The sequence below is a fragment of the Oleiagrimonas soli genome (genome assembly GCF_000761445.1).
GTDB lineage: Bacteria > Pseudomonadota > Gammaproteobacteria > Xanthomonadales > Rhodanobacteraceae > Oleiagrimonas > Oleiagrimonas soli.
Genome location: NZ_KN196470.1, coordinates 266,471 through 293,446 on the forward strand (window position 1 = coordinate 266,471; position 26,976 = coordinate 293,446).

Here is a 26,976-nt window from a genome sequence, read left to right on the forward strand (position 1 = left end):
GCGTGCGTGCGCGTGTCAGCGTTTCAGCGCGGCGGCGTGGTGGGCGAAGTGCTCGCTCATGTAGCTGGCGATGAAGTAGTAGCTGTGGTCGTGGCCGGGGCGCATGCGTACGTCGCAGGGGTGATCGGCACGGGCGCAGGCTTCCTCGAGCCACTGCGGGCGCAGCTGTTCGGCCAGGAACGGATCGGCCTCGCCCTGGTCGATCAGGAGCGGCAGCTTCTCGCTCGCCTGCGCCACCAGCTCGCAGGTATCCCACGCTTTCCATGCTTCGCGGTCGTCGCCGAGATAGACCGAAAAAGCCTTCTCGCCCCACGGCACGCGCGTGGGCGCGACGATCGGCGAAAACGCCGACACGCTGCGGAATGTGCCCGGATTCTTCAGCGCGATCACCAGCGCGCCGTGACCGCCCATCGAGTGACCGAAGATCGAGCGTGCGTCCGTCACCGGGAAATGCTCGGCGACCAGCGCCGGCAGTTCGCGGGTAACGTAGTCGTACATGCGGTAGTGCTTCGCCCACGGTTCGCGCGTGGCGTTCAGGTAGAAGCCCGCACCCTGGCCGAGGTCGTAGGCTTCGTCGTCGGCCACGTCCTCGCCGCGCGGGCTGGTGTCCGGCGCGATCACCACGATGCCGTGTTCGGCGGCGAACTGCTGCGCGCCGGCCTTGGTGATGAAGTTCTGTTCCGTGCAGGTGAGGCCGGACAGCCAGTACAGCACCGGGCAGGGGCCTTGCTGCGCCTGCGGCGGCAGGTAGACGCCGAGCTTCATGGCGCAGCCGAGCGTTGCCGAGTCGTGCGTCCAGACTTCCTGCGAGCCGTCGAAGCTGGCGTGTTGTTCGATGCGTTGCATGGGGAAGACCTCCGATCGTTCCATGAATGACGTCGCCGGTCGCTCGCCGGCAGAGGCATGCGTGCCGGAACGGCGTTCAGCCTCCGCGGCGCATCGCCTTGACCAACGCCACGCCCGACACGATGCCCAGCAGCAGGCCGATGCCCGCGCCCCACAGCGCGCCCGAAGGACCGTTCACGGCGTAGCCGATGCCGGTGCCCAGCGCGAAGGTGAAGATCAACGGAAAGCAGCCCATGAAGCGATCGATCGAGACGTGGCGGAACAGGCTACAGGGTAGCAATACCCACGGCATACGGGGCATTCGCGCATGCAGTGCTTCTGGTCGCCGCTTGTGGCATGTTGCCGGGAGCGCGCCGCGAGCGGCGGCGCGTCGATCGCAACAGGGACATGACAAGGCGGACACGATGAAACGATGGATGCGAAGCGTCGCGCTGGCGATGCTGGTGCTGGTAGGACTGGGCGCGCAGGGGGTGACGCACGCGGCGAGCATGAATCCGAAACTGCTGCCCAACGTGCAGGCGTCCACGTTCGAGGTGGTCGCGGCCAAGCCGACCGACGATCCGCTGACCTACGCGCGCAAGCTGCCGATGGAGTTGCTGCCCTATCAGGAGCGCAACGACAAGTACTATTCGGTCGGCACGGCCTTCGCCATCGGCCACAACCGCTACGTCACCGCCGGTCACGTGCTGATGATCGGCCTGGACAGCCTGTGGGGTCCGCTGGCGCTGCGCGATGCCAGCGGCAAGGTCTACGCCATCGACAAGATCCTGAAGTTCTCGCTGCGCAAGGACTTCGTGATGTTCTCGCTGAAGCAGCCGCCGAGCGAGTCGATGCTGCCGGTGGACATCCATCCGCAGATGAACACGGTGGTCTACGCCGTCGGCAACGCGCTGGGCACCGGCATCGTGATCCGCGACGGTCTGTACACCTCCGACACGCCCGAACAGCAGGCCGGCAGCTGGAAGTGGATGCGCTTCTCCGCGGCGGCCTCGCCCGGCAACAGCGGCGGCCCGCTGCTGGACGCGCACGGCAAGGTCATCGGCGTGGTGCTGATGAAGTCGGCCAACGAGAACCTCAACTACGCCCTGCCCATCGGCGAGGTGCTGAATGCGCCGGACGACAAGGCCGATATCGACGAGCGCGTGTCGTACCAGTTCGACGTGTTCGACACCACGCTGCACAACATCTTCAAGGGCGCGTTCGCGCTGCCGCTGAGTCAGCAGGCGTTCTTCAAGGCCTACGACCGGCTGCAGCGCGACTACTCGAAGGAGCAGCTGAAGAAACTGCTGGCGATCGATCCGGACACGATGTTCCCGAACGGCGAAGGATCGAGCGAACTGCTGCACGAAGTGTCCAGCATGAGCAACTTCCCCAGCGTGGTGGCGCGCGACAACAACGGCCAGTGGGGCTTGGCCGGCAAGCGCAGCCGCAAGGTCACCCTGTCCGACAACGGCTACATCGAGGTCGGTTCCTACCGCGACAACCTGCTGATGCATCTGCGCCGCCCGGACAGCCTTTCGGCGGCGAAGCTGTACCACGACCCCAAGACGCTGATGGACCTGATCCTGCGCACCGGGTACATGAAGCGTCGCGTCGGCAACGACCGCGTGAAGATCGTCTCGATGGGCGAGCCGGTGCGCAATTACGTGCACGAGGACAAGTGGCATCGTCGCTGGCAGATCCGCGTCTGGCCGATGCCATACGGCAACACCAACGTGATCCTGGCGACGCTGCCGGTGCCGGACGGCTATGTCGGCATCATGCAGTTCGCGAAGGCGTCGCAGACCTACGATTACCGCCTCAACGCCGAGGCGCTGACCGACTTCATGTACGTCACTTACGACGGCATGCTGCAGCAGTGGAAGACGTTCCTGGCCCAGCGCGATCTGCTGCCCGACGCGTTCAAGGACATCCGCATCGATTTCGACTACGGCAAGCGCTTCAGCTACGCCTCCGATGCGCTGCATCTTTCCTGGACGCCGGCGCTGCAGAAGATCCAGCCCGACAGCATGCTCACGCTCGGCTTCAGCTTCTTCCGCGAGCACGGCAAGGTGGTGTGGGGTGTGGCCGACGTCTGGGCGGCGCCCAATCCGTACGACAGCGACGCCATCAACGTGGCGCGTCTGGCCCAGCCGACCAGCGACATGGAAGACAACTTCAAGAGCACCTGGCACAAGGTCGAGCATCGCCGACACCCCTACGACGGCGTGGCGCGCAACGACGACGACATCATGAAGATCACCGCCGTCGCCGGCCCGCTCGCCGAGTCGAATCCGCAGGTGCTGTACCCGGTTTACTACCATCGCGAAGGCGCTCAGCCGCAACCGGTGATGGCGGCGAAACTCAAGCTGTTGCTGGATGGTCTGAAGATACGCAATCCATGATTGCGCCACGGGCGCGGCGCGCGCAGTCGCGCTGCTGCCCTATACTCGTCCAGGAGCGCCACACCCGTGCCGCTAGGGCATGGACGCGGCCTTTCAAGGGTTCTGCATCTTCGGGCTGAAGTGCGTGGAGTGAAATGAATTTCACGGTGCTACCGGATTTCCTGGCGATCGGCGGTCTGGTCGCGGCGTTCTGGTCCCTGCTCAAGCGCACTCGGCAGACCCGGCTCCGCTACTGGCTGGTGGGGTGGGTCCTGATCCTGATCCACATCGCCGCGCAGTTCGTCAGCCAGAACGTGTCCGCCGTGGCCGAGCCGGCCACCGCGATTTCAGTGGTGATGCTGCTGCTGACCAGCATGGCCTTCATCTGGGCCGGCAACGACATGCGGCGCAATGTCGGTTCGCACGATCTGCCGGTCACGCTGCTTTCGTCGATTCCCGACGCCCTGTTCTACGTCGCGCTGATCTACGGCGTCACGCAGGACGCGGTCTACTACGTGCTGACCGCGGCGGGTCTGGTGTCCTCGCTGTGGGTGTTCTGCAGCGGGCGGCGTCTGGGCGATCGCACTGAGCGCTACATTCGCGGCGCGATCCTGCTGCTGGCCTACGCCGTGCAGGCCGTGCTGCTGTACCTGGATCAGGGCGGCATGGCGCTCAACTGGTCGCTGTTCTGGCACTACCTGGCGGCGGCGGTGTTCTTTCGCATGGCCAGCGAGCAGGCCACCGTGGGCGTGCGTTTCACGACGCTGAGTTTCCTGGCCTGGGCGATGGTGTTCCCGGTCAGCGTGATGGTGGGTGTGTTGTGGCCGCAGGCCCATGTCGAGCAGGAAGTCTGGAACCTGCCCAAGTTCCTGGTCGCCACCGGCCTGATCTTCACGCTGCTCGAAGAGCAGATGAACAAAGCCGAGCACGCGGCGTTGCACGATGCGCTGACCGATCTGCCCAACCGCCGCCTGTTCCTGCGCCATCTGCTGCAGACCGTGCGCACGTGCCGTGAGCGCAAGGCTCGACTTGCGGTGCTGGTGATCGATCTCAACGGGTTCAAGCAGGTCAACGACATGCACGGACATGCCGTCGGCGATCTGCTGCTGCAGAGCATCGCGCAGCGTCTGGTGGCCTGCATGCGCCAGCGCGATCTGCTGGCGCGTCTGGGCGGCGACGAATTCGCGGTGATCTTGGCCGATATTCCGGATCGTCAGGCCGCCGATCGGGTGGCGGAGAAACTGCACGAGACGTTGCAGCAGCCGATCACGATCGAATCGCATGACCTGCAGGTGAGCGCAAGCATCGGCGTGTCGGTCTATCCCGACGACGGCGATGACGTGACTGCCCTCTACGCCTTCGCCGATCGCAACATGTACGCGCACAAGCACGGCGCGACGCGGTAAGCCGATGATTGGACATGCGCGTACTGGCGTACGGGATGTGCTTTTAGCAGTGCCTGCATCCACTTGTGGATACGGCAGCTACAGTGGCATCTGGATGCTTGTGCTCTGTTCTCTTGCCGCAGCGATTTGCGCGTGGCTCGGTATCAGGTGAGCGACCGATTGCAGAGCAGGGGTCGATTGCATGGTGAACGCACATATGCGTCGGTCGGGTTGCCGAGAATCTCAAGACGTCCGCAAATAAATGTGCGGCGAGTTTCATACATGTTCTGAATGCGTTTGGCAACAGCACCCAGTTGAGTCGCTCACAGTGTCCGGCATGCGCGCGTAAGCGGTGCACGCATGCCGGATCGTGAAATCACATTCGTGTGCGAATGATCTGCGAGTGCCGTGTCGGCGGGTCGAACACGTAGATATAGGCATGAGACACGCCGGCGTACCGAGGAGCGAGACCCCGCGAGTACAGGATGTATTCCATGGGCGAAAGCTGCCCATTGTGGTCGTAGTCGGCACGCAGGAAGTTGCGACGCAGATCGACCATGTCTTTGGGAAGCTCGGCGCGGCTCAGGAGGCCGTTGTTGTTACGGTCCAGCGATGCAAAGAAATACACCTTTCGCACGGTCACGACCATGTCCTGAGAGGCGTCGCCTATCATCGTTGGCGTGGAAGACCGAAGGGTGGTCTTCAATGTGCTTTCCGGCTGTGCTGCAAGCGATGGCGCGCAGGCAAGACAGAACGCGATTGCTGCGGTCCATGTCAGGGGTTTGATGTTTTTCATGGCAATAACCTCCGAATGTACGGAGCCGCGTGGCGCGCGTTGCCATATGTTCACATCGTCCTTGATAGGGCAGGACTGCGGGCCTGCGCGGACGGATGGCGCAGGCGGTGTGAAAATCCTGCGTCGACAACAACATACTCCTAGGGGCGTTGTCGGTGCAAATGCTCTGGCGAATGATCCGCTGTCGTGCTGCCGGAAGGTGGCAAGCGCATGAATTTAAATGTATTTAATGTTTTGCGTATATGATTTCCGCGCGATTTTCCTATGTGGATTTGGTAGCGGATAGGCGTATAGCCATCCAAAAATCTTGCAGTGCCTGCGAGATGCAGCAAAAGCATGCCCCGTTTGGGTGCCGAGCGGAGGTGATATGCGATCGGTGAGTATGGGCGTGCTCACGATGCAGAAGGGTTTCGTGACACATGTTGTGCGCGACGTATGCCTCGAAGTCATGTCTGAGGCGCGTCGATGAAGCGGTAACCGACGCCGGGTTCCGTCTTCAGCCAGCGCGGCGCGGCGGCGTCGTCGCCCAGCTTCTGCCGCAGGCGGGCGATCACGATGCGCAGATAGTGTGTGTCCTGCGCGTGCGTGGGGCCCCAGATCTTGCGCAGCAGCAGCGGCTGCGGGACCACGCGTCCGGCGTGCGCGAGCAGCATCGACAGCACGGCGTATTCCTTGCGCGTGAGCGCCACTTCCACGCCGTCCAGGTGGACTTCGCGGCGCAGCCGGTCGATGCGCAACCGACCGTCGTCGTACAGCGGCGCCGTTTCCGGGTCTTCGGCGACCAGGCGGTCGCGCAGCAGGGCGCGAAGCCGCGCCATCAGTTCCTGGATGCCGAACGGTTTGGTGACGTAGTCATTGGCGCCCAGGTCCAGCGCGCGCACTTTCTCGCTTTCGGCGTCGCGCACGGACAGCATCAGCACCGGCACGCGGCTCCATTGCCGCAGTTCGCGCAGGACCTCGTGGCCTTCGCGGTCGGGCAGGCCGAGGTCGAGGATCACCAGGTCCGGCGCCTGAGTCGCGGCCAGGGCGAGCCCTTCCTCGGCGTTGGCGGCCTGCAGCACCTGGTAACCCTCGGCGCGCAGGCCGATGTCGAGAAAGCGGCGGATCTGCGGTTCGTCGTCGATCACCAGGATACGCGGCGAGGCGGCGTTCATGCATCCACCTCCGGCGGTTCGGGCCGCGGCAGGGTCATGCGCAGCAGGCAGCCTCCGTGTGCCGTGGGCAGGGCTTCGACGCGGCCGCCGTGCGCGCCGATCAGTCCGCGACAGATCGACAGGCCCAGGCCGGTGCCGCGCGGTCCGCGGTCGCCGCGGGCCACGGAGTAGAACGTGTCGAAAATGCGCTCGCGTTCGGCCTCGGGAATACCGGGTCCGTGATCGGTCACGTCGATGCGCAGCTCGTCTTCGTCGGCCGCGACATGCACGTGGATCGGAGCCTCCGGCGGCGACACGTGCGCGGCGTTTTCGAGGATGTTGAACAGCGCCTGCTCGACCAGCGCCGGATGCACGTACAGCAGCACCGGCTCGCGCGGCAGCTGCGCGTCGATGCGCTGCTGCGGATGCAGGCGACGCAGGCGCTCGATGGCCGCGGCGGCGATCTCGGCAGCATCGATCCAGTCGCGGCGCAGGGTGAGTTCGCCGTGACCGAGGCGCGTCATGTCGAGCAGGTTCTGGATGTAGCGGTCCAGTCGCTCACCTTCCTCGACGATGGCGTCGAGCAGCTGGCGACGTTCCTCGGGTGGCAGCTGCGTTTCGTAGCTCGACAGCGTGCCGGCGGCGCCGATCATCGACACCAGCGGCGAGCGCAGGTCGTGCGAGACCGACGACAGCAGGGCGTTGCGCAGGCGCTCGGTCTCGCCCTCCACGCGCGCTTTTTCCAACGCCTCGGCCAGCCGCGTGCGTTCCAGTGCTTGCGTGATCGTGCGCGCGAAGGCTTCGGCCAGATGGCGCTGGTCGCTGTCCGGCAGGTCGCGGCTCTCGGCGTCGAACAGCGCCAGCACGCCGTGTCGCCGGGCATCGGCGTGCAGGGGAATCATCCAGGCATGGGCGCGTCCGGCGCGCTGGGTGCCGCGTCCGGCCGGGGCGGCCAGGCGGTCGCAGAAGTCGGCGGCGGCGAGATCGTACGGGTTCAGCGTCGGCGTGTGCGGAGCGGATGCGGCGACGCGCCAGGCGGACGGTTCGCCCTCGCGCACCAGCACCGCCGTCGTGGTCTGCAGGGCGCGCGCGGCGATTTCGACCGTGACGGCGTGCAGCGCGGCTTCGTCACGGTCGGCCGTCAGGCGCTGGCCCAGTTCCAGCAGCGCGCTGGCGCGCACCTGTGCGGCGCGCAGCGAAGCGACCTTGTCGGCCAGCTGCGTTGCCAGCCGGCTGCACACCAGCGCCACGACCAGGAACAGGCCGACGGTCAGCACATCGTCGGCGGAGTCGATGGTGAAGGTGTAGCGCGGCGGCGTGAAGAAGAAGTTGTAGCCGAGGAAGCACAGCACCGCGGTGTAGACCGCCACGCGCATGCGCGTGCGCACGGCGACGGCAAGGACCGCGGTCAGGAAGATCAGCGCCAGGTTGGCGACGCTGAGGTAGCGGTCGGCGACGAAGGCGAGCACGAAGGCGAGCGCCGTCGCCAGCGTCGCATAGGCGTACGCGCCGAGACCGCTGCGTCGGCGGGACGGCAGCGGTTCGGTGACGGCGTCGGAAGCGTGGGCGCTCATGCTTGGAGCGTAAGCCTAGTGCATCCGCGAGGCGACGGATATCGGTCTGCTGCACGCGTGAACCGGGCGTGGCGCACGGCTCAGATTTCCACGTGCGCGCCCAGCTCGATCAGGCGATTGCCGGGGATGCGGAAGAACGCCGTGGCGGTCATCGTATTGCGCGACAGGAATGCGAACAGGCGGTCGCGCCAGGTCGCCATGCCGCCGTCGTGGTCACCGGAGACGACGGTCTCGCGCGACAGGAAGAACGTGGTGTCCATCAGATCGAACGTCGCACCCACGGCGCCGCATTGCAGCAGCGTGGCGGGAACGTCCGGGTCTTCGTCGAAACCGTAGCGCAGCTGCAGCCGGTACATGCCGTGACCGAGGTCGTGCAGGTCGATGCGCTCGTCGGCGTCGGCGCTGGGCGTGTCCAGCATCTCCACGGTCAGCAGCACGTTGCGTTCGTGCAGCACCTTGTTGTGCTTGAGGTTGTGCAGCATCGAATTGGGCACCTGCTCGGGGTCGGCGGTCATGAAGATCGCCGTGCCCGGCACCGTGCGCGGCGGATGTTCGGCCAGGCTCTGCAGGAACGGTGCCAGCGCCACGCCGCCCTGACGGATCGTGCGTGCGACCAGGGCGCGGCCGCGCCGCCAGGTCGTCATCAGCACGAACACGCACAGACCCAGCGCCAGCGGGAACCAGCCGCCGCTGGCGATCTTCGTCGCGTTGGCGCTGAAGAAACCCAGATCGACGACCAGCAGTCCGGCGCCGACCAGCACGATCGTCGGCCAGCGCCAGCCCCAGCGGAATCGCGCGACCACCAGCGCCAGCAGGGTAGTGATGACCATGGTGCCGGTCACGGCGATGCCGTAGGCCGCGCCGAGGTTGTCCGAGGAACGGAAGCCGATCACCGCGCCGACCACCAGCATCATCAGCATGCGATTGATCCACGGCACGTAGATCTGGCCGGACATGTTGCGCGACGTATGCACCACGCGCATGCGCGGCATGTAGCCCAACTGCATGGCTTCGCGCGTCATCGAGAACGCGCCGGAGATCACCGCCTGCGAAGCGATCACCGTGGCGATGGTGGCCAGCGCGATCATCGGGTACAGCAGCGCGCGCGGCACCAGATGGTAGAACGGGTTGGCGACGGTCTCCGGGTGCAGCATGACCAGCGCGCCCTGGCCGAAGTAGTTCAGCACCAGCGCTGGCAGTACCAGCGTGAACCATGCGCCCTGGATCGGGCGCTTGCCGAAGTGGCCCATGTCCGCATACAGCGCCTCGGTGCCGGTGACGGCCAGCACCACCGCGCCCAGCGCGAAGAACGCCTGCATGCGGTTGTGCACGAAGAAGTCGACGGCGTAGACCGGCGACACCGCGCGCAGCACGCTCGGTTCCTGCACGATGCCGTACACGCCCAGCGCGGCCAGGCTCAGGAACCAGATCGCGCAGACCGGCCCGAACACCGCGCCGATGCGTTCGGTGCCGTGCTTCTGCAGGGCGAACAGCGTGACGATGACCAGCAGTGTGATCGGCACCACCCAATGCGCCAGGCTGGGCGCGGCGACTTCCAGTCCCTCGACCGCCGACAGCACGGACATGGCCGGCGTGATGACGCCGTCGCCGTAGAACAGCGCTGCGCCGAACAAGCCCAGAATTGCGATCGTCGCCACCGTGCGCGGGCGGCTGCGCGCGCTGCGCTGCGCCAGGGCCATCAGGGCGACGATGCCGCCCTCGCCCTTGTTGTCGGCGCGCATGATGAACAACAAGTACTTCACCGACACCACCACGATCAGCGACCAGAAGATCAGACTCAGCGCGCCCAGCACATTCTGCGGCGCGGTCGCGATGCCCGGTTCGCCGAAGATTTCCTTGATCGTGTACAGCGGACTGGTGCCGATGTCGCCGTAGACCACGCCCACGGCGCCGAGCGCCAGCGCCGCCAAGCGCTTGTGGGAATCGGCGTGCAGGGCATGCGCGTCCGGGGCGGGCGTGCAATCGGTGGGCGAAGACATGGTGGGAATATCCGCAATGAACCGCTGCGTACGGTAGGCGTGCGGACGTAAAGCGCGGATTGCGGCGACAGGAGGCGGCGTAAAAGGCGCGTAAAAGTTTCGCACGATGCGCTGGTTGCCGGTGTGCCGTGCACGTGACGCGCGCAGTGTCGCGTCGTCGTCGAAAGCCGTGGCAAGGAGAGCTTTGCCGTGCGCGCGCAGCCTTTCGGTCGCGCGCGAGTCGTTGCGCGTCAGCGCTGCGCGTGCCGCGCGCGCTTGACCTCGTACATCGCGGCGTCGGCGCGGGCGAGTACGGATTCCGGATCCTCGACCTCGCGCGGTGCGACCACGACCTCGATGCTGGGACCGGCGTATTCGAGCACGACGGCGTCCAGATGGAAGCGGCCGCGCGTGGTTCGGCGCAGACGTTCGCGCAGACTGCTCAGCGCCTTGTCGACCTGCCTGGGCGGTACGCTCGACAGCACCACGAACTCGTCGCCGCCGATGCGCGCCACGAAATCGTCGCCGCGCAACGCGCGTCGCAGGCGTGCGCTCATGGCGCGCAGGAAGTGGTCGCCGGTGTCGTGGCCGTGGGTGTCGTTGATGTGCTTGAAGCGGTCCAGGTCGATGTAACCCACCAGCAGTTCCATCGACGCCGAGGAAGCGTCCTGACGCCGCCGCCGCATCTCGGCGAGCAGCGCACGGCGGTTGGGCAGGCGGGTGCCCTCGTCGGTGAGCGCGGTGGCGGACAGCAGGCGGTTGGCTTCGCGCAACTCGCGGATCAGACGTTCGCGTTCGACCTGCTGCGCGATCAGGTGCGAGAACATGTCCAGCACCCTGTCCGCGCCTGTCGGCAGCGGTTTGCGTTCGTCGCTGGCCGCGCACAGCGTGCCGACAAGAGTGCCGTCCGGCGTGTGCACCGGCGTGCTGGCGTAGGTCATGATGCCGAGCGCTTTCGCGGCCGCCGAATCGGCCCAGATGGCCGGCACGTCGTCGGTGTGCCGAAGCCCCTCGTCCAGCGCGCGCTTGCACAGGGTGTCTTCCCATGCCACCGCGGTGCCTTCGGGAATCTGCAGGCTCGAGGTGTTGCGCGCGTAGAGAATGCGCTGCATGCCGGCCTGCAGATCGACGGTGGTCAGGTAGGTCGATTCCAGTCCGGTGACCGATTCCAGCAGTTCCAGCAGGGGCCGGACCAGATTCTCCAGCGAATCGGCCTGCGAGATGACGTCGGCGAGGCGGACAACGACTTCGGACGGGGCAAGTGCGGGATCGGTCGGGGACATGGCGAATCTGGGCGGCGGTCGATGCGGTCAGGTCTGTAGCGGGGTGCGAGACGCGGCACGCATGGGTTCAGCCGTGCGTGGACGGGTCGTTTTCATGCGCGTTCGGTATGCGCGGGCATCGACGCACGTGATCGCAAGCATGATACGCGCAGCCATGCGGCCGATGCACATGCGCGAAGCGGGCAAGAAAGGCCGGGGCACCTGATTCCGAAGTCTGCGTCTGCGCACGCTGCCGCCGGCACGGCCATGGCTTCATCGCCGCGGAGCGCGGTGGGGAGACATGGCCGGACTCGTCCCAGCGGGGGCCGGCCACCGTGGCAGAAAGAGGGCGGATGCGGCGATCGGGTCGTCGCGTTGCCCCCGCCGTCCGGGGCGCGTTGCATGCTGTTGGACACCGCCGATCCGCAGGGCGCGCGCCACCTTTGCTTCCTACGGCACGCGTACGGCCGCGAAACTCAGAGCGCGTAGGCGCGCAGTTTCTCGTAATGCGGCAGGGCGGCTTCGGTCAGGCGCGCGCTGTCGCCGTCGTGTTCGGGCAGCGGTCCTTCCGGTTCGTCGAAGCCGGTGGAGCGGTGCACCGCGCCGTACCAGTGCGACGCCCACACGCCGTCGGCGGGATGGCCGCCGGCGGGCCAGTGCAGCATGCGTTCGCTGAAGCGGATGCCGAGCGCTTCGCACAGGGCGGTCAGCGTTTCGCGCGGGCGGGCGCGGATGTCGGCGCTGTCGACGACCCGCGGCGCGCGGCCGAGGCGGTCGGCTTCCTCGTCGAACAGTCGGACTTGCTGCACGAAGCCGAGATCGTCCAGGGTCGGCGCCTCGCGCTTGCGCACGTAACTGGCGATCACGCGCGCCGGATGACGGATCAGGAACACGTTCTCGCAGGCGCGCATGAAGTAGCGCGGAAAGCCGTCGATCATGTGCAGCGTCATGTGCTTCTGGTAGTGCAGCGGTCGACCGTCCGGAATCGGCCCTTCGCAGGCCGCCGCCACCTTCGACGGGTCGGTTTCGCCCGCGGCGATGACCGCATCGCGCATCGGATGATCGAGGCCGGTCGCCTTCAGATAGGCGGCGTAGAACGGCTCGTCCCAGACCGCGCAGTCCTCGCGCGCGCCGAAGCTGTACATCAGCGCGGTGGACAGATTGCGCGGGCCCGACCACATGGCGATTCTCATGCGCCGCACTCCCGGGCGATGCGTTCCTTGTACAGCGCGCGGATGCGTTCGGTCACCGGACCCATGCCGCCGTTGCCGATGGGGCGGCCGTCGATGGCGCCGACCGGCGTCTGCGCGCCGAAGGTGCCGGTGAGGAAGGCCTCGTCGGCGCCGTAGGCGTCCACCAGCGAGTAGTTGCGCTGGTGCACGGGGATGCCGTGCTCGCGGCACAGCTCGATGACCTTGGCGCGGGTCACGCCGTTCATGCAGTAGTCGCCGGTCGAGGTCCACACCTCGCCCTTGCGCACGATGAAGAAGTTGCAGGCGTTGGTGGTGTTGACGAAGCCGTGCACGTCCAGCATCAGCGCCTCGTCCGCGCCGGCCTTCTCGGCGGCGATGCAGGCGAGGATGCAGTTGAGCTTGGAGTGCGTGTTGAGCTTGGGGTCCTGCGTCATCGGCAGGCCGCGCACATGCGGCACCGTCGCCAGCCGCACCGGCCGTGGAATCGACGGCCGCGAATGCTCCATCAGGATCACCATCGTCGGCCCCGAGCGCGACAGCGACGGATGCTGGAACGGATGCGTCTTCACCCCGCGCGTGACCATCAGCCGCGCGTGCACGTCGTCGTGCATGCCGTTGGCTTCGCGCAGGGATTCCAGCGCGGCGACCACGCCCTCGCGATCCATGCCGATGTCCAGATCGAGCGCCTTCGCGCTCTCGAACAGGCGGTCCAGATGATCGTCGAGAAACGCCCAGCGCCCGTGATACAGACGCAGGCCTTCCCACACGCCGTCGCCCATCAGGAAACCGCTGTCGTAGACGCTGACCACGGCCTCGGCCTTGGGCACGATGCGACCGTTGACGTAGATCAGGATGTCCGCGTTGCGCGGATCGTCTTCGGCCTGGTGGGTGGTGACGGGTTCGGTCATGCAACGGATTCCGGCAGGGCGAAGGGGGCATCCATCCGCAACGCCGCTACGGTAGCAAATTCGTCGCGCGGCGCGTGGCGCATTCGCTGCTCGCAGGCGGAGCGATCTTGCTCGGTTAAACTGATCGCACCCATTGTTTCGTCGCGACTGACATCGCGAAACCGCGCGTGATTCGAGTTCGCATTTCCCGGTGGCTATGCACAATGTTCGCGTCCGGGGCCCGACAAACTCGCAATGCCAACCAGCCGGCAACGCATCGGCAGGCTCGTCAGCGGTGCAGACAACCGCATAACTGCGTCGTAGGAAAGCAGTTGAGACCCCACTTTTGCCGCAACTTCCGTGTGCAGAAGCTGTCGCCAAACCGATTCTTGCTCGCTCTATAAGTTGTGCGGACATGCTCTAAGTGGCAAAGAGCCACATGGCGCGCTAGTTCGATCCGAGGTTGTCCCGTAGTGCACCGACGTAGATTGCGTATAGAGAACTAACTTCTCAATACGCGACATGAGTGCAGCAAGTGTTGGCATAGGTAATGAACCTGTGCGGGACATCCTTCGATGCCTTGTTAAAAGCATGCATTTGTGATCAAGCGATAGGGCGGGGGCTTCTAGGATCATTGTTTGTGCGGGCATTTCGCAATATTCAAATAAAGATGCTCGAAATGCCTTGACAGCAACCTCAGCTTGTGTACTTATCGTGGTGGAAACCTTTGAAAGGTCTCAAGGGGAGGGGGGGGGATGAGTGACTATGTGAATGTGGCTGTCCTGAGTGAAGCTCGCGATGTCGACCCCAGGTGGCAAGAAAAGTATGTATTCATGTGGCGCAAATATTTGATCGCGGCAATTAAACACTTCGTGTGCTCTATGTTGCCGTTCGCTATGGTGGCAATGATAGCTACCCCCGTTTGCGCGCAATCTGCGAAAGATGGGTATACGCATCGAATCAGAAATGCGCGAAGCATAAAGCCACTTGGTCCAAGTCTCATGGGCGACTCGACCAATATGCAGGATGGGTCGACAACCTTTACGGTCACAGATGTTTCCATACCGACGAACAGTGGTTTGCCGCTTTCGATAGGCAGGACGTTTCGTGTTGACTCTACATTTCAAGATCAAATGGGTGGCGTAACCTCTTATAGCAACTCTATTTTTCCAGGACCTTGGGATGCAGATATTCCTTACATGGTCGGGACATTTGATGCGCAGCGTGGTTGGATAGGACCCGCATCAGATGGGGCATATGCGGGAACGCAGGCGCGTTGTACGGAAGGTGGGGCCGGCCCTCCCGCTGCTGTAGGAGTGGGGGATTTTTATCGGGTATATTACCAGCCAGAGAGCTACTTTAGTGGCATATATATAAATATTCCGGGTTCGGGTATGCAGGAGATGCTCCGGCTCGTGGCAGGGACTCCGCAGACCATTGGTGGGCATACGTATTATTACAAAACCAAAAACAATTGGATGGTTGGCTGCGTCGCAACGCTTAAAAAAGGGGCGGGGGAAGGTTTTACGGTAACATTACCGAATGGAACGGTATATACGTTTGACTGGATGGCGACTCGGCCGACCACATCAATTGTTGATGATAGTTGCGGGCAGGCGGCGGATGTTTTGCCGACGCTTGATGCGCTGAACGATGGGCAGCAGCAGCAGTACTGTCATACGAATTACGCGGTGCCTAGGGTGCAGGTTTTTATTTTTGCCACCAAAGTTACGGATAGGTTTGGCAATACACTAACATATACTTTCGATCCGAATATCGCAGAGCATTTGCAGAAGATACAATCAAGTGATGGTGGAGAGATTGATCTAACATATGGGGCCAATAATGTATCGAAAATTACAGCAGGATCCCGTCAATGGCAGTATGTAAGTGATACTGGAACATATCAGTGGGATGTCATTTTGCCGGACGGGAGTCGTTGGAGCTACAGCTATGGTTCCAACTTGTATCAAGTGACGAAATACAATTCGCATGATGTCTGGGCCGGGTGCCACATAAACATAGGCACTTTGACCACAGATGTTTCCCCGGGCGCTTACGACACAAACATAGTTACCATAAAGCATCCATCGGGCACTATTGGCACATTCAAGTTCAGGCGGATTTTACATGGTACACGGCAAGCAGAGGCTGGGTGCTACATGTGGGTTGCTGGTGGAGGTTGGCCTGCAACGAGCACTCCGATTATAACAGATCCGAGCGACTACCAGACGGCATCGCTGGTTGAAAAAACATTATCTATACCCGGTGCTGCGTCTTTAGATTGGACTTTTAAATACTATCCCGGGTGGACTGCCCCGTATCAATCCAAAACGGTCGAGATCGGCCCATCAGGGATCGAGACTGACTATGTCTATGGTTCTGATCACGCAAGCAATTTCGGGCAGCTGCTTAGCGAAAGTATTATTGATGGGTCAAATATAGTGCGTGCGACAACATATCAATATCTGGAGTCGGCCTCAGGGCAAAATTTTAATCAATGGGGCGGTGGTGGAATGAGTAGAAATTATGGGTGGGGGGGTGGGTTTGTCTTGAAGAATACGCCGCTGATACAAAAGATTATCACTCAGCAGAGCAGATCATTTGAGGTGGATGTAGATACGGGCTGCCCAACGGCGGAAGTTTATTGCTTCGATAGTTTTGTGCGGCCGACAAAAGTGACTGAAAGTAGTCAGTAATTCATTCAAGCGTTGCGGGCGAAAGACTTTTGGGTGTGATATCGGGGGAGAGTTTTGTGTGCATAAAAATTGCTTTCACAATTATAGTTGTGTGCACATGCCTGTCTTGTCCTGTGCATGCGCAGACATATAGCCGTACTAAAACCATTGATTATGAAGATAACCTGTCTTCATGGGTGCTTGGTCAGACCAAGCGCGTAACGTTGAACGGTATTGAGGTGTCGCGAGTAGATTATGATGCCAGTACGGCTCTCCCGATCGCAAAATATCAATACGGTGAACTCAAGGAGAGTTATACATATAGCGCTGATGGGACGTTGGCGTCGGCAGTAGACGGTTTAGGGCATGTGACCTATTACAAAAACTATGAACACGGTGTTGCTACGAGAATTGAATTCCCTCCTACGCAAGATCAACCATCGGGCACTGTGGTTAATGCCGAGGTTAGTGTTTTGGGTGATGTAACCTCGGTTACCGATGCTGCGGGAAATAAGACATGCTATAGCTATGATGCTCTTGGGCGCATAAATTTAATAAAATACCCATCAAAAACAACGGCAGGCGTATGCGGAGGGTCGTGGAATGACACTAGTATAACCTTTTCGCCGGATGCACCTGCCGGATATGGGCTGCCGGCAGGCATGTGGCGCCAGCGCATAGTTACGGGTGACGAAGTCTCTGAGTCGATTTTCGACGGATTATGGAGACCGGTCATAAAGCAAACGTATGATTCTAACAATAAAGCTGCATCGATAAGTCAGAGGGTTATACGGTATGACAATTTGGGCAGGGTTGCGTTTTCATCATATCCACAAAGATCACTGGACTCGACGGTTACCGATACATGGGCAGATACGACAAAAGTTCCAGATGCACTTGGTACGCATTCGGAATATGATGCCTTGGGGCGTACGACATCAGTGACACAGGATTCAGAGCAAGGCGTCCTTGTTAAAACTACTACAAAATATTTACCAGGTTTTCAAACTCAAATTACAGATCCGAATCAAAATGTTACAACAGTGTCATACATGACATATGGGGAACCAAGTACGGATTGGCCGGTAGCAATAAATGCTCCTGAAAATGTACTGCAGACAATTGTCCGGAATATTTACGGAAATCCGGTATCAATAACGCAGTCTGGAGGCGGCAGTTCAGTTACAAAATACTGGTTCTATGATGATTATCAGCGACTATGCCGACTGCTCGAGCCAGAAAGCGGTAGCACAGTCACTGATTATGATGCGGCAGATAATATTGTTTGGAGTGCTTCTGGTCAGAATATAACGGGTACGGGTTGTGGTAGAGATCAAGTTGATAGCAGCAGCAAGATTACACGATCGTACGATGCGTTGAACCGTCTTATGGCTGTGAGCTATCCGGATGCGACGAATGCGCAAGCTTATACATATGATGCGCGCAGTAACGTAGCAACGGAGACTAATGGTTTGACGATGTGGTCATATGTCCATGATTCGAGGAATAACCTTAAGAGTGAGGTGTTGTCAGAGGATGGGTATGTCTGGCCATTTGAATATAAGTATGATGACAATGGCAATGTTGAAAGCACAACATATCCAGATGGTAAGGTTATTAATTTTAACCCTGATCCACTTGGTCGACCAACTCAGGCAGGAAGCTATGCTACAGATGCAAACTATCTTGCAGATGGTTCATTGAATAGTTTTATTTATCAGGGCGGCATCGCTTACTTAGCGGATCAGAATGAGCGTGATCTAGTAAAAAATATTTCATATGGCGCAGCAAGTGGAGCAGTAATATATAGTCAGGAATTTAGCTACGATGCGAACGGCAATATCACGAAAGCGACTGATTTGTCCGATACACAAGGGCGGCGTGATAAAAATATGACCTACGATGGCCTTAATCGTCTAAAAGACGCCAGTGCACCAAATTTATGGGGTGATGAAAGCTATGCCTACGATGCATTAAACAATATAAGTACAATGACAAATAATGGTGTAGGTGAAATATATAATTACGATTCAAGCAATCGACTGATAAGTGTTGCAACGGGAGGTAGCGCGCTGCACAATTTTGTTTACGATGATCGCGGCAATATGATTCAAAAGGACGGTACAAGTCTTGTATTCGATCTGGCTGATCGGCTTAAACAAATCACAGGAGTCGCCAATTATGATTATGATGCCTCAGGGCGACGAGTGAAGAAAATAAACAACAATGGCGACATTACGTATTACGGCTATAGTAGTGCCGGAAAACTTATGTGGCAGTACGTACCTACAACGACCACGACCGGTACGGGTAGTGATTACGTGTATCTCAGGGACAAGTTAATCGCCAAGCTTGACCATGATGTCTCCAGGACTGTACCTGAACCCGTGGCCTCGGTATCTGTTCCAAGCGCGAGTGCCGGGAGCATCAGTGTGCAGTGGCCCACGTCGACGTATGCGATGAGCTATAGCGTGGACCAGCAGCTGGATGGAGGGACTTGGACCGCAGTTTACAGCGGTGAAGCTTTAAGCACTGTAAAATCTGAGAGCGCGGGGGGTAGTTATGTATTTCGCGTGGCCGCATGCAATCCAGTTGGTTGCAGTAACTACATAACCTCAGCTGCGTCAACGGTATCGCCTCAGGCGGCGCCAAGTCTGGCTGTGCCCGGTGGCACGAATACGAGCGGGAGCTACACCGTAAGCTGGGGAAGTGCAGCGGGTGCTACGACTTATATTTTAGACGAACAAGTAAGTGGTGGGAGCTGGAGTCAGATCTACTCCGGGGCAGGAAGCAGTACGGCAATAGCCGGAAAAGTGAATGGTACCTATGGCTACCGTGTGCAAGCTTACAATTCTGGAGGCTATGGCCCTTGGAGTGGTACGGTTAATCAGGTCGTACTACACCCACCTGCAGCACCTGCGAGTATTTCCGTTCCGAGCACGAGCAGTGGTGCACTGACTGTAAGTTGGTCGAGTTCAAGCACTGCGACAAGTTATACATTACAGCATCAAAAAAATGGGGGGGCGTGGAGCACAATCTTCAGCGGAAGCGCCACAAGTAAGGCAATAAGTGAAACGAGTACAGGCAGTTACAATTATCGTGCGCAAGCCTGTAATGCAGCTGGTTGCAGTGCGTATAAAACTAGCGGAGCTGTAACGGTAACAATTCCTCCAAGCAGTGCTCCTTCGCTTAGTGTGCCGAGTGGAACGAATGGCAGCGGAAGTTATTCAGTGGGCTGGACTTCGGTAAGCGGCGCAACAAGCTATACGTTGCAAGAGCAGGTAAATGGGGGCAGCTGGAGCACCGTATATAGCGGGGCAAGCACAAACAAGAGTACCAGCGGAAAAGCGAACGGAACATATAGCTACAGAGTCCGAGCTTCAAACGTTGGCGGTAATGGTCCCTGGTCTAGTACAAAGACGGTGAGGGTGGTGCATGCACCACCACAACCAACCAGTGTAAATATCGTTCAGACGACTTCAGGCAGCACGTATAACTTTCTTGGAGTATGGGCTTCGGTGAGCGGGGCAACCTATTACGAGGTCTACAGTACGCAAACGTATGGAATTATTTACAGTGGAGCAAACACTTCAACGGTAGTAGAAAGTGAGCCGTATGGATATAAAAATTATAGTCAAAAAGTAAGGGCGTGTAATGCCGGCGGGTGTTCGGCATGGGTTAATTTCCCGTATTGATGGTGCTGACTTTAACAGTCAATCTTAAACTTTAGCGAATCTAAATAGCTTGAATGTCGCGCATTAATTGAATTAAAGCATGCTGGAGGTTCCGATGAAATTAAGTAAATTTAAAAAAAATTTAATATTATTAATACTTCTGCTTGTATGCACTTTTGTCGTTAATGCGTCTGAGAGGGTTACTCTGTACATGACCAACTATCAATCAAGCGTAGTTCTGGAGTCGGATGTGCAAGGAGGCGTGACGTATCAATCTTCTTATCAATCTTATGGCCTGCAACCATCAGCCGAACTGCAGGCGGGCATAGGTTATGCTGGGCATGTTGGGGATCCCGATGCCGGTCTTATATATATGCAAGCGCGTTATTACGATCCTGTTCTGGGGCGATTTTTAAGTCGGGACCCGGTGGCGCCGGAGCCGACAAACATTTTTAATTTTTCGCGATACGCGTATGCAAATAATAATCCTATGCGATATACGGATCCCGATGGGCGTTGCGTGGATGGAGTAACATGCAGTTTAATGTTTAGAGATCACATAAGGTGGCGGATGACACATCCAAATGCACCAGCAGATGGGCTAGAAAAAGTGGCCCTAGTTGGTACAGCGATAATGGCGGCCCCGACGATAGCGATGGGCGGCGCGGTTGCCATACGCAGCCCTGTAACTTATCTTGCGTTTGACTGGAGCAATAGGAGTCTGGATGTTGTTGAAGCAATGAAGGCAGCACAAGAACGACAAACGGTTGCGGAGCTTGTCGAAGCGGCAGAGGGAACTACTCAAAGATTTGGTCGACGTATCGCAGATCTTTTGGAGGAGGTGGGTAAGAGAGAAGCGCCTCCACCGCCCTCTCCACGGCCTCCTCCACCTACAAAGCCGACATTTATGCCCTCGCCGAAACCATTGCCGGGAATTCCAGTAGCCCCTCCAGTAAGCGATTCGAACGGAGATAAAAACATTTTACGAGCAAATTTTGATAATGAAAAATAATCGTTCCTGGCGTAATTTGCGTGCAGGCAGCTCAGGAGGCACTCCGGACTCGGGTCAGGATGGTGAACTTATTAAACGTGCACTGCTAGGAGATAATTCAGCACGCATAGCGCTCGGATATGCTTATTTTAAGGGGTGTGGAGGAGTAAAAAAAAATTACAATAATGCTTTGTATTGGTTCGAGAAGGTCGAATTAAAATATGATGCAACGGGATTCGTCGCCAATCATTTGGCGTTGATTTATTACAAGGGATTGGGGGTTGCAAGGGATCAGGAGAAAGCGATGAAGTATTTCCGTAGTGCATCGCTGCATAACCACGGGGCAAGCAAGATTCTGTTTGCAATTTTACAAAAGAGGCGCGAAGATTTTTCCAGGAAATCACGGTCAGCGGAGATTTTGCTTAGGTCTAGTGTATGCAACCCAAAAGTCGACCTAAAAATGCGCTTTTTGGCTTTATTGTGGTTGTGGTTCTAAGGTCGTTTGTCGATAAAACTTTTTTGAGTAAATAAAGTAATAATACATTTTGATCCCCTCATGTATTAGATGGCCGCCTATAGCAATTGCGCTTTGATGGTGAAATAGGCTGTGCTTATTTGCATCAAATATTATGCGTGGGGCAAAAAATCTCTAGTTGTAATTTGTACGTAATTTTAGTGGTGACGAACGTTGCTTCGACGTTTGATGAGCCTATCGCGGTGTGCGTTCTGCAATGCTTCTCAGTTATGGCGGGCTACACCGGGGCTTCATCTACAAAAGTAGTAGCTCTATGGGATTCTGTGAGACGCAAACAGTCATAAACAAAACTGTCGACCAACCATTATCAGCGGCATCTCGGCAACTTTCGCATCGCATCGCATCGCATCGCGTAGTACTTGTGCGCATGGCGCTTCTACGCGGCGGACGCATTGTATAGTGAGGCTAAAGCTCTCTTGTGCGACGCTAAAGGAGGGGCGAGTTATTTCCAATTACTTCAGAGCGATCAGCGTGTGCTTGTCCCACTTCCCGAGGATCGAGAAGCGCCCGGGCGCGCAGGTCGTGAGCGCCTGCGTGACTTCGTCCACCGAGGTGCGCCAGCCGACGGCGTACATCAGGTGGGGGTGGCGCTTGGCCAGTGCGCACAGTGTGGTGCGGCTGTCGGCGGTGCGCCAGGGGATGCCGTAGATCGGTTTGCGCAGATACAGGCGCATGCCCCAGGGCGTGGTCTCGTCGATGTCGTTCTGACTGTCGCTGTCGCGGATGAAGACGAGGGCGTCGTAGCGGGTGTTCTGCACGGCGGCGAGGAAGGTCTGGCTGCGCAGTTCGTTGTCGATGTTCGGCTGCCGATGATAGGCCGCGCCCGCCTTGACCACGAGCAGCAGCACGATCCATGCGCCAAGCAGCACGCGCTGGCGGGTGCGGCGCAGGTCGATGCGCGCGCGCAGCATATATGCCAGCAGCATCGCCAGCGGCACGAACAGCGGCATCAGGTACAGCGGCAGGCGCGAGCGCGCGAGGATGAACACGCACAGCGGCAGCACGAACCACAGCAGCAGGAACAGCTTCGGTCCGGCCTGTAGCCACAGCGACTGCAGTCGGCTCGGCGTCAGCGCGGCGCGCATGCCGCGCAGCAGCGTCCACCACCACGGCAGCGTGCCCAGCAGCAGCGCAGGCAGGTAGACCTTGATCCAGCCGTACCACTGCCCGTGCCGGTCGTGCACGGTGGTGAACACGCGGTCGTAGACCTCGTACTTCAGGTAGTGCTCGAGCAGGCCGGGGTGCGTCAGCACCACGGCGGCGTACCAGCCCAGGCCGACCAGCAGGAAGATCAGCAGGCCGACCGGCGTGAACAGCCGGCCGAGACCGCGCCAGCCGTTTTGGCGCGCGGCGAACGGAACCATCGCCAGTAGCGGCATCAGGCCTGGCGGTCCCTTGGTCAGGAAAGCCAGGCCGAAACCGAGCCACATCAGCCAGGCCCATCTGCGCGGATGCCTTGCCTTAGCGTCAAGGAAAGCGCGCACGAAGCCGAAGCCAGCCAGGGCCTCGAACAAGGTCAGGAACACGTCGGTGCTGACGATGTTCGCGGACAGGAACGGGAACACCGTGCAGGCGTAGACCAGTCCCGGCAGCCAGAACTTGTCCGGCATCAGCGTGCGGCCCATGCCGGCCAGCAGCAGCGCGGTGAAGATGAAGGCCAGCGCGTACGGCGTGCGCACCGCCCAGGTGTTGTGCCCGAAGGTGCGCACCGAGGCGGCGATCAGCCAGGCCGTCATCGGCGGTTTGTTGAAGTTGGTGCGGTCGACGTTGTAGGCCGGCACCAGGTAGTCGCCGCTGGCGATCATCTGCAGGGCGTTGTCGGTGTAGCGGCCTTCGTCGCGGCTCCACAGCGGGCGCGAGCCCTGGAAGGCGAAACCCATCAGCACCAGCAGGATGGCGAGCAGGCCCAGGGCCCGCCGGGTCGACGAAGTGGGGCGGACAGGTGAAGCGGACGGGGCGTTCGGCATGGGGATTCTAGGCATTCCGTGCGTGGTGTGTCGACGGACAGGCAGCCCGCTGAGCCGCGATTATATCGGCTCGAATGTCGTCGTGATGACGGCCGTCGATCGATGCGGGGATGGTTTTGCAGTCATATCAACGTCATGCCCGCATCAACGCACTGCAACACGCGATCCGCATGCTGCCGCCATAAGACTGCAAAGGTGCGCGGCATGCACATCGGCATCGTTACCGAAACCTATCCGCCGGAGACTAACGGCGTCGCGCTGACCGTGCAGAGCATGGTGCAGGGCCTGCGCGCGCGCGGGCACAGCGTGCACCTGGTGCGGCCGCGGCAGCGCGACGAGGCGGACGCGGACGACACGATGCTGGCGCCGGCTGCGGCGATTCCCGGCTACGCCACGTTGCGTTTCGGCTGGCCGGTCGATCGCCGTCTGAAGCGCGCCTGGCGTGCCCGCCGTCCGGATGCGATCTACGTGGCGACCGAGGGACCGCTCGGCGCCTGCGCCCTGCGCTGTGCGCGACGCCTCGGCATTCCGGCCACGACCGGCTTCCATACCCGCTTCGACCATTACGCCACGCATTACGGACTGGGCTGGCTGACGCCGCTGGTGCGCGCTTACCTGCGCCGCTTCCACCGTCGCGCCGCTGCGACCCTGGTGCCCACCGACGCCCTGGCGCGCGAGCTGCGCACGCTGGGCGTGGAGAACGTGCGCCTGCTGCATCGCGCGGTCGACACGGTGCAGTTCGATCCGGTGCACCGCGACGACGAGCTGCGCGCGCAGTGGGGCGCGAGCGAGCGCACGCCGGTGATGCTCTACGTCGGTCGTATCGCGCCGGAGAAGAACCTACAGCTAGCGATCCACGCCTACTACGCGATGCGCCAGCGCTGTCCGGACTTGCGCTACGTGTGGGTTGGCGACGGGCCGGCGCGCGAGGCGGTGCAGCGCGCGCATCCCGAATTCGTGTTCATGGGCATGCAGCACGACGAGGCGCTGGCGCGATGCTACGCCAGCGCCGACGTGTTCGTGTTTCCCAGCCGCAGCGAGACCTTCGGCAACGTGATCCTGGAAGCGCTGGCCAGCGGGCTGCCGACGGTTGCCTTCGACAGCGGCGCCGCGCACGAGCACGTGCGCAGCGGCCACAACGGTTATCTGATCGACGACGGCGACGAAGCCGCGTTCACCGCCGCCTGCGTCAAGCTGATCCGCGACGAGCGTTACCGCGACATGCGCGCCAGCGCGCGCGGCAGCGTGGCCGCGCTGAATCCGGACGCGGTGATCGCCGATTTCGAGACCCTGCTGCTCGGCGTGCACGCGTCGGGCCGCGCGCCGCGGCAGGCGCGCGCGCTGGGTTTCACCGGGCATCCTCGTGACAGTGGAGCGCGCACATGAAACCTCTCGATCAGCTTCCCGTGGTCTCGCATCCGACCCTGGACATGCGCCTGTGCACGCACGCCAACCGCTGGGGCGCGCGGCGTGCGATCGGGCGTCTGTTCGCGATCGTCAGCCGGCTCGGCGATGGCGTGTTCTGGTACGTGCTGATGGCGGCGCTGGCCGTGCTCGGTGGCGCGCGCGGCCTGCAGGCGGCGGCGCACATGGCGCTGACGGGACTGTCCGCGCTGCTGCTCTACCGCGCACTGAAGGGCTGGACCAAGCGGCCGCGCCCGTTCCGCGCCTGTCCCGGCATCATCGCGCACGTGCCGCCGCTGGACGAGTTCAGCTTTCCCTCCGGCCACACGTTGCAGGCCGTGGCCTTCACCCTGGTGGCGCTGGCGTATTTCCCGGTGCTGGCGGCGTTGCTGATGCCGTTCACCATCCTGGTGGCGCTGTCGCGCGTGGTGCTGGGGCTGCACTATCCCAGCGACGTGCTGGCGGCCTGCGTGATCGGCGGCGCGCTGGGCAGCCTGTCGCTGTACGCGGTGCAGGGCGTGTCGTTCTGGCTGTAGGCGCTCAGCGTTTCGGCAGGCGCGCACGCGCGCTGTCGCGTACGTCGACGTCGAACAGCACGTCCAGCGCATGGCCGTCCGGGGTGTCGAAGCGCAGCGACAGGCCGTCTCGAGTGGGCAGTCGCTCGGCGTAGGCGTCGAGCATCGTGCGCGGCACGATCAGCACCCAGGCATCGCCGTCGAGACGCCAGTCGGGCTGCGCGTCCTCGCCGGCGCGCACGCGCTGCACGGCGACGTGTCCGTGCGGCAGCGCGCTGCGGTTCTCCACCGTCTCGCCGGCGCGCAGTTGCGCGAACTCATCTTCCTGCAGGCGAATGCGCAGGCTCTGCGCCTGCAGTTGCACTCTCATGGTTGCACCTCGTCCCAGTCGGCTTGCGTGTTGCAGTCGCGCAGCTGCGCGGTTTCGGCGGCGGACAGCGGCAGGGCGTGCGCGCCGACGCGCTGCCGCAGTGCGCGCAGCGAGCGGGCGCGGTCGTCGTCGGCTGCCATCAACGCGTCCAGCGCGGCGCGCGTTTCCGCGTCCACGCGCAGGCGCATCGGCAGCACGTGATCGGCGAAATGCACGCAGGCGGCGCAGGCTTCGGCCGTGCGCAGGCGCGCCAGCAGGGCGGGCGTGAGGCGTGGCATGTCGACCGGCACGATCAGCAGCGCCACGTCGCCGAGCGCATCGACCACGCTGCTCAATCCGCCCAGCGGACCGCGTTGCGGGTGACGGTCGGGGATCGCCAGCGGGTGCGCGCGCGCGCCGCTGATGCGTACGTCGTCGACGCCGGCGGCGAGCAGCGTGGCGCATTGATGTTCCAGCAGCGGTCGGCCCTGCCAATGCAGCAGCGCCTTGTCGCGACCCATGCGCGAGGAACGGCCGCCGGCCAGCACCACGCCGATGCAGGGCGTTCCGGCGTCGCTCACGCGGGAATCGTATCCGGCCACGGTGCTTCCAGGTGACCGGGACCGTACACGGCCACCGGCGTGCCGGCGTGGATCTGTTCGTGACCGGCCGGGATCACCACCCAGCAATTCGCGGCGGCCAGCGGACGGATGCGATACGACTCCTGGCCATCCAGGATGTGCACCGAAAGCTGCCCGCGCGCGTCCGCGCCGAGCCGCGCCTTGAGGTGGAAGCGCAGCGAAGGCTTGACCCGATAGTCGTGAGCCAGTGGCACGAATAGTGGTTGTTCCGGCGGCAGGCCAACGCGTGCGCGCAGCGCCGGTTCGACGAAGAAACGCAGACCGACCGCGCCGGAGATCGGATTGCCGGGCAGGCCGAACCACTGCAGGCCGTCGTCCAGCCGCGCGTACAGCAGCGGCTTGCCGGGACGGATCGCGACCTTGTGGAACAGCGCCGTGCCGCCCAGACGCTGCAGCGCCTCGGGCACGAAGTCGTAGCGGCCCATCGACACCGCGCCGGTGCTCAGCAGCATCTGCGCACCGGCGTCGCGCGCGCGTTGCAGCGCGGCGAGGAAGGCGTCGATGTCGTCGCCGACGGTTTCCACATGCACCACCTCGGCGCCGGCGCGGCGCAGACGTTCGGCAAGGAACGGCGCGTTGCTGTTGCGGATCTGGCCGGGGCCGAGCGGCTGCGTCGGATCGTCGACCAGCTCGCGTCCGGTGCACAGCAGCGCCGCGCGCGGACGCGCCGCCACCGCCACTTCGGCCACGCCGAGCGCGGCCAGCAGCATCAGGTGATTCGGCGTGACGCGTTCGCCGGCGTGCATCACCGTGTCGCCCTGCGGCACGTCGGAACCGGCCGGGCGCAGGTTGGCGGCCGGCGCG

21 protein-coding genes are annotated in these 26,976 nt (G+C 61.3%); 8 read left to right on the forward strand and 13 right to left on the reverse strand.

Going from position 1 to position 26,976, the window contains the following annotated elements:
- Positions 1–15: 15 nt before the first annotated feature.
- Together fghA and LF63_RS16065 are read right to left on the reverse strand one after the other, a co-directional pair.
- Positions 16–846, reverse strand: coding sequence for an S-formylglutathione hydrolase (gene fghA, locus LF63_RS01185; RefSeq protein ID WP_043099074.1), 831 nt, complete (start codon positions 844–846; stop codon positions 16–18).
- A gap of 76 nt (positions 847–922) precedes the next feature.
- Positions 923–1,081, reverse strand: a complete 159-nt coding sequence (locus LF63_RS16065; RefSeq protein ID WP_184655062.1) for a hypothetical protein — start codon at positions 1,079–1,081, stop codon at positions 923–925.
- A 169-nt stretch (positions 1,082–1,250) separates the two neighbouring features.
- Between LF63_RS16065 and LF63_RS01190 the strand changes: the two genes are divergently transcribed.
- Both LF63_RS01190 and LF63_RS15095 read left to right on the forward strand, forming a co-directional pair.
- The gene (locus LF63_RS01190; protein ID WP_043099076.1) at positions 1,251–3,230 is read left to right on the forward strand and encodes a S1 family peptidase; all 1,980 of its coding nucleotides are present in this window, start codon (positions 1,251–1,253) and stop codon (positions 3,228–3,230) included.
- 134 nt (positions 3,231–3,364) lie between these two features.
- On the forward strand, positions 3,365–4,615 hold the full coding sequence (locus LF63_RS15095) for a GGDEF domain-containing protein (RefSeq protein ID WP_052394505.1): 1,251 nt from the start codon (positions 3,365–3,367) through the stop codon (positions 4,613–4,615).
- 355 nt (positions 4,616–4,970) lie between these two features.
- Here LF63_RS15095 and LF63_RS01200 read toward each other — a convergent pair whose 3' ends face one another.
- The 7 genes from LF63_RS01200 to LF63_RS01230 form a co-directional block, all read right to left on the reverse strand.
- The gene (locus tag LF63_RS01200; protein WP_152569200.1) at positions 4,971–5,390 is read right to left on the reverse strand and encodes an EF-hand domain-containing protein; all 420 of its coding nucleotides are present in this window, start codon (positions 5,388–5,390) and stop codon (positions 4,971–4,973) included.
- A 446-nt stretch (positions 5,391–5,836) separates the two neighbouring features.
- A complete protein-coding gene (locus tag LF63_RS01205; protein ID WP_043099079.1) occupies positions 5,837–6,544 on the reverse strand; it encodes a response regulator in 708 nt (235 codons plus the stop codon).
- Positions 6,541–8,097, reverse strand: a complete 1,557-nt coding sequence (locus tag LF63_RS01210) for a sensor histidine kinase (RefSeq protein WP_043099081.1) — start codon at positions 8,095–8,097, stop codon at positions 6,541–6,543. Before LF63_RS01210 ends, LF63_RS01205 begins: the two co-directional genes overlap by 4 nt.
- Positions 8,098–8,177: 80 nt before the next feature.
- On the reverse strand, positions 8,178–10,097 hold the full coding sequence (locus LF63_RS01215) for a potassium transporter Kup (protein WP_052394507.1): 1,920 nt from the start codon (positions 10,095–10,097) through the stop codon (positions 8,178–8,180).
- A 230-nt stretch (positions 10,098–10,327) separates the two neighbouring features.
- Entirely contained in the window at positions 10,328–11,359 is a 1,032-nt protein-coding gene (locus LF63_RS01220; RefSeq protein ID WP_052394509.1) for a GGDEF domain-containing protein, read from the reverse strand.
- Between the two features lie 455 nt (positions 11,360–11,814).
- Positions 11,815–12,531 (reverse strand): sulfotransferase-like domain-containing protein, encoded by a 717-nt coding sequence (locus tag LF63_RS01225; protein ID WP_043099082.1) that lies wholly within the window; start codon positions 12,529–12,531, stop codon positions 11,815–11,817.
- Positions 12,528–13,439: a D-amino acid aminotransferase gene (locus LF63_RS01230; protein ID WP_043099083.1), complete on the reverse strand. Its 912-nt coding sequence runs from the start codon at positions 13,437–13,439 to the stop codon at positions 12,528–12,530. The genes LF63_RS01225 and LF63_RS01230 overlap by 4 nt, the downstream gene beginning before the upstream one ends.
- Before the next feature lie 734 nt (positions 13,440–14,173).
- Here LF63_RS01230 and LF63_RS15660 point away from each other — a divergent pair.
- The 4 genes from LF63_RS15660 (at position 14,174) to LF63_RS15430 (ending at position 21,257) form a co-directional block, all read left to right on the forward strand.
- Positions 14,174–16,117, forward strand: coding sequence for a hypothetical protein (locus LF63_RS15660; protein ID WP_152569201.1), 1,944 nt, complete (start codon positions 14,174–14,176; stop codon positions 16,115–16,117).
- Positions 16,118–16,230: 113 nt separating this feature from the next.
- Positions 16,231–19,791 (forward strand): hypothetical protein, encoded by a 3,561-nt coding sequence (locus LF63_RS15665; protein WP_161782309.1) that lies wholly within the window; start codon positions 16,231–16,233, stop codon positions 19,789–19,791.
- A gap of 94 nt (positions 19,792–19,885) precedes the next feature.
- The gene (locus tag LF63_RS16070) at positions 19,886–20,782 is read left to right on the forward strand and encodes an RHS repeat domain-containing protein (RefSeq protein WP_235205249.1); all 897 of its coding nucleotides are present in this window, start codon (positions 19,886–19,888) and stop codon (positions 20,780–20,782) included.
- The gene (locus tag LF63_RS15430) at positions 20,772–21,257 is read left to right on the forward strand and encodes a tetratricopeptide repeat protein (protein ID WP_081945030.1); all 486 of its coding nucleotides are present in this window, start codon (positions 20,772–20,774) and stop codon (positions 21,255–21,257) included. Before LF63_RS16070 ends, LF63_RS15430 begins: the two co-directional genes overlap by 11 nt.
- A 491-nt stretch (positions 21,258–21,748) precedes the next feature.
- Here LF63_RS15430 and LF63_RS01235 read toward each other — a convergent pair whose 3' ends face one another.
- Positions 21,749–23,263 carry an ArnT family glycosyltransferase gene (locus LF63_RS01235; protein ID WP_043099084.1) on the reverse strand — a complete coding sequence of 505 codons (1,515 nt, stop codon included), beginning with the start codon at positions 23,261–23,263 and terminating at the stop codon, positions 21,749–21,751.
- Positions 23,264–23,467: 204 nt separating this feature from the next.
- Here LF63_RS01235 and LF63_RS01240 point away from each other — a divergent pair, with 204 nt between their 5' ends.
- Both LF63_RS01240 and LF63_RS01245 read left to right on the forward strand, forming a co-directional pair.
- Complete coding sequence (locus LF63_RS01240; protein ID WP_081945032.1) at positions 23,468–24,649, forward strand: glycosyltransferase family 4 protein; 1,182 nt, start codon at positions 23,468–23,470, stop codon at positions 24,647–24,649.
- Complete coding sequence (locus LF63_RS01245) at positions 24,646–25,203, forward strand: phosphatase PAP2 family protein (RefSeq protein WP_043099085.1); 558 nt, start codon at positions 24,646–24,648, stop codon at positions 25,201–25,203. Before LF63_RS01240 ends, LF63_RS01245 begins: the two co-directional genes overlap by 4 nt.
- A gap of 4 nt (positions 25,204–25,207) precedes the next feature.
- Here the strand turns inward: LF63_RS01245 and LF63_RS01250 are convergent, their stop codons facing one another.
- From LF63_RS01250 to LF63_RS01260, 3 genes are all read right to left on the reverse strand, one after another.
- Positions 25,208–25,552: a DUF7009 family protein gene (locus LF63_RS01250; protein WP_043099087.1), complete on the reverse strand. Its 345-nt coding sequence runs from the start codon at positions 25,550–25,552 to the stop codon at positions 25,208–25,210.
- On the reverse strand, positions 25,549–26,112 hold the full coding sequence (gene mobA / locus LF63_RS01255; RefSeq protein ID WP_268746033.1) for a molybdenum cofactor guanylyltransferase: 564 nt from the start codon (positions 26,110–26,112) through the stop codon (positions 25,549–25,551). Before mobA ends, LF63_RS01250 begins: the two co-directional genes overlap by 4 nt.
- Positions 26,109–26,976, reverse strand: an 868-nt coding sequence (locus tag LF63_RS01260) for a molybdopterin molybdotransferase MoeA (protein ID WP_052394517.1), incomplete at its 5' end; no start/stop codon positions are given. The genes mobA and LF63_RS01260, both read right to left, overlap by 4 nt.

What these genes read in the sequence shown, in the direction of transcription:
- LF63_RS01210 (WP_043099081.1), bottom strand. Translation starts at nt 8,097, where the DNA reads ATGAGCGCCCACGCTTCCGACGCCGTCACCGAACCGCTGCCGTCCCGC.
- LF63_RS16070 (WP_235205249.1), top strand. Translation starts at nt 19,886, where the DNA reads ATGAAATTAAGTAAATTTAAAAAAAATTTAATATTATTAATACTTCTG.
- LF63_RS01215 (WP_052394507.1), bottom strand. Translation starts at nt 10,097, where the DNA reads ATGTCTTCGCCCACCGATTGCACGCCCGCCCCGGACGCGCATGCCCTG.
- LF63_RS01250 (WP_043099087.1), bottom strand. Translation starts at nt 25,552, where the DNA reads ATGAGAGTGCAACTGCAGGCGCAGAGCCTGCGCATTCGCCTGCAGGAA.
- LF63_RS01220 (WP_052394509.1), bottom strand. Translation starts at nt 11,359, where the DNA reads ATGTCCCCGACCGATCCCGCACTTGCCCCGTCCGAAGTCGTTGTCCGC.
- LF63_RS01240 (WP_081945032.1), top strand. Translation starts at nt 23,468, where the DNA reads ATGCACATCGGCATCGTTACCGAAACCTATCCGCCGGAGACTAACGGC.
- LF63_RS01245 (WP_043099085.1), top strand. Translation starts at nt 24,646, where the DNA reads ATGAAACCTCTCGATCAGCTTCCCGTGGTCTCGCATCCGACCCTGGAC.
- LF63_RS01190 (WP_043099076.1), top strand. Translation starts at nt 1,251, where the DNA reads ATGAAACGATGGATGCGAAGCGTCGCGCTGGCGATGCTGGTGCTGGTA.
- LF63_RS01200 (WP_152569200.1), bottom strand. Translation starts at nt 5,390, where the DNA reads ATGAAAAACATCAAACCCCTGACATGGACCGCAGCAATCGCGTTCTGT.
- fghA (WP_043099074.1), bottom strand. Translation starts at nt 846, where the DNA reads ATGCAACGCATCGAACAACACGCCAGCTTCGACGGCTCGCAGGAAGTC.
- LF63_RS16065 (WP_184655062.1), bottom strand. Translation starts at nt 1,081, where the DNA reads ATGGGCTGCTTTCCGTTGATCTTCACCTTCGCGCTGGGCACCGGCATC.
- LF63_RS15430 (WP_081945030.1), top strand. Translation starts at nt 20,772, where the DNA reads ATGAAAAATAATCGTTCCTGGCGTAATTTGCGTGCAGGCAGCTCAGGA.
- LF63_RS01225 (WP_043099082.1), bottom strand. Translation starts at nt 12,531, where the DNA reads ATGAGAATCGCCATGTGGTCGGGCCCGCGCAATCTGTCCACCGCGCTG.
- LF63_RS15660 (WP_152569201.1), top strand. Translation starts at nt 14,174, where the DNA reads ATGAGTGACTATGTGAATGTGGCTGTCCTGAGTGAAGCTCGCGATGTC.
- LF63_RS01230 (WP_043099083.1), bottom strand. Translation starts at nt 13,439, where the DNA reads ATGACCGAACCCGTCACCACCCACCAGGCCGAAGACGATCCGCGCAAC.
- LF63_RS01205 (WP_043099079.1), bottom strand. Translation starts at nt 6,544, where the DNA reads ATGAACGCCGCCTCGCCGCGTATCCTGGTGATCGACGACGAACCGCAG.
- LF63_RS01235 (WP_043099084.1), bottom strand. Translation starts at nt 23,263, where the DNA reads ATGCCGAACGCCCCGTCCGCTTCACCTGTCCGCCCCACTTCGTCGACC.
- LF63_RS15095 (WP_052394505.1), top strand. Translation starts at nt 3,365, where the DNA reads ATGAATTTCACGGTGCTACCGGATTTCCTGGCGATCGGCGGTCTGGTC.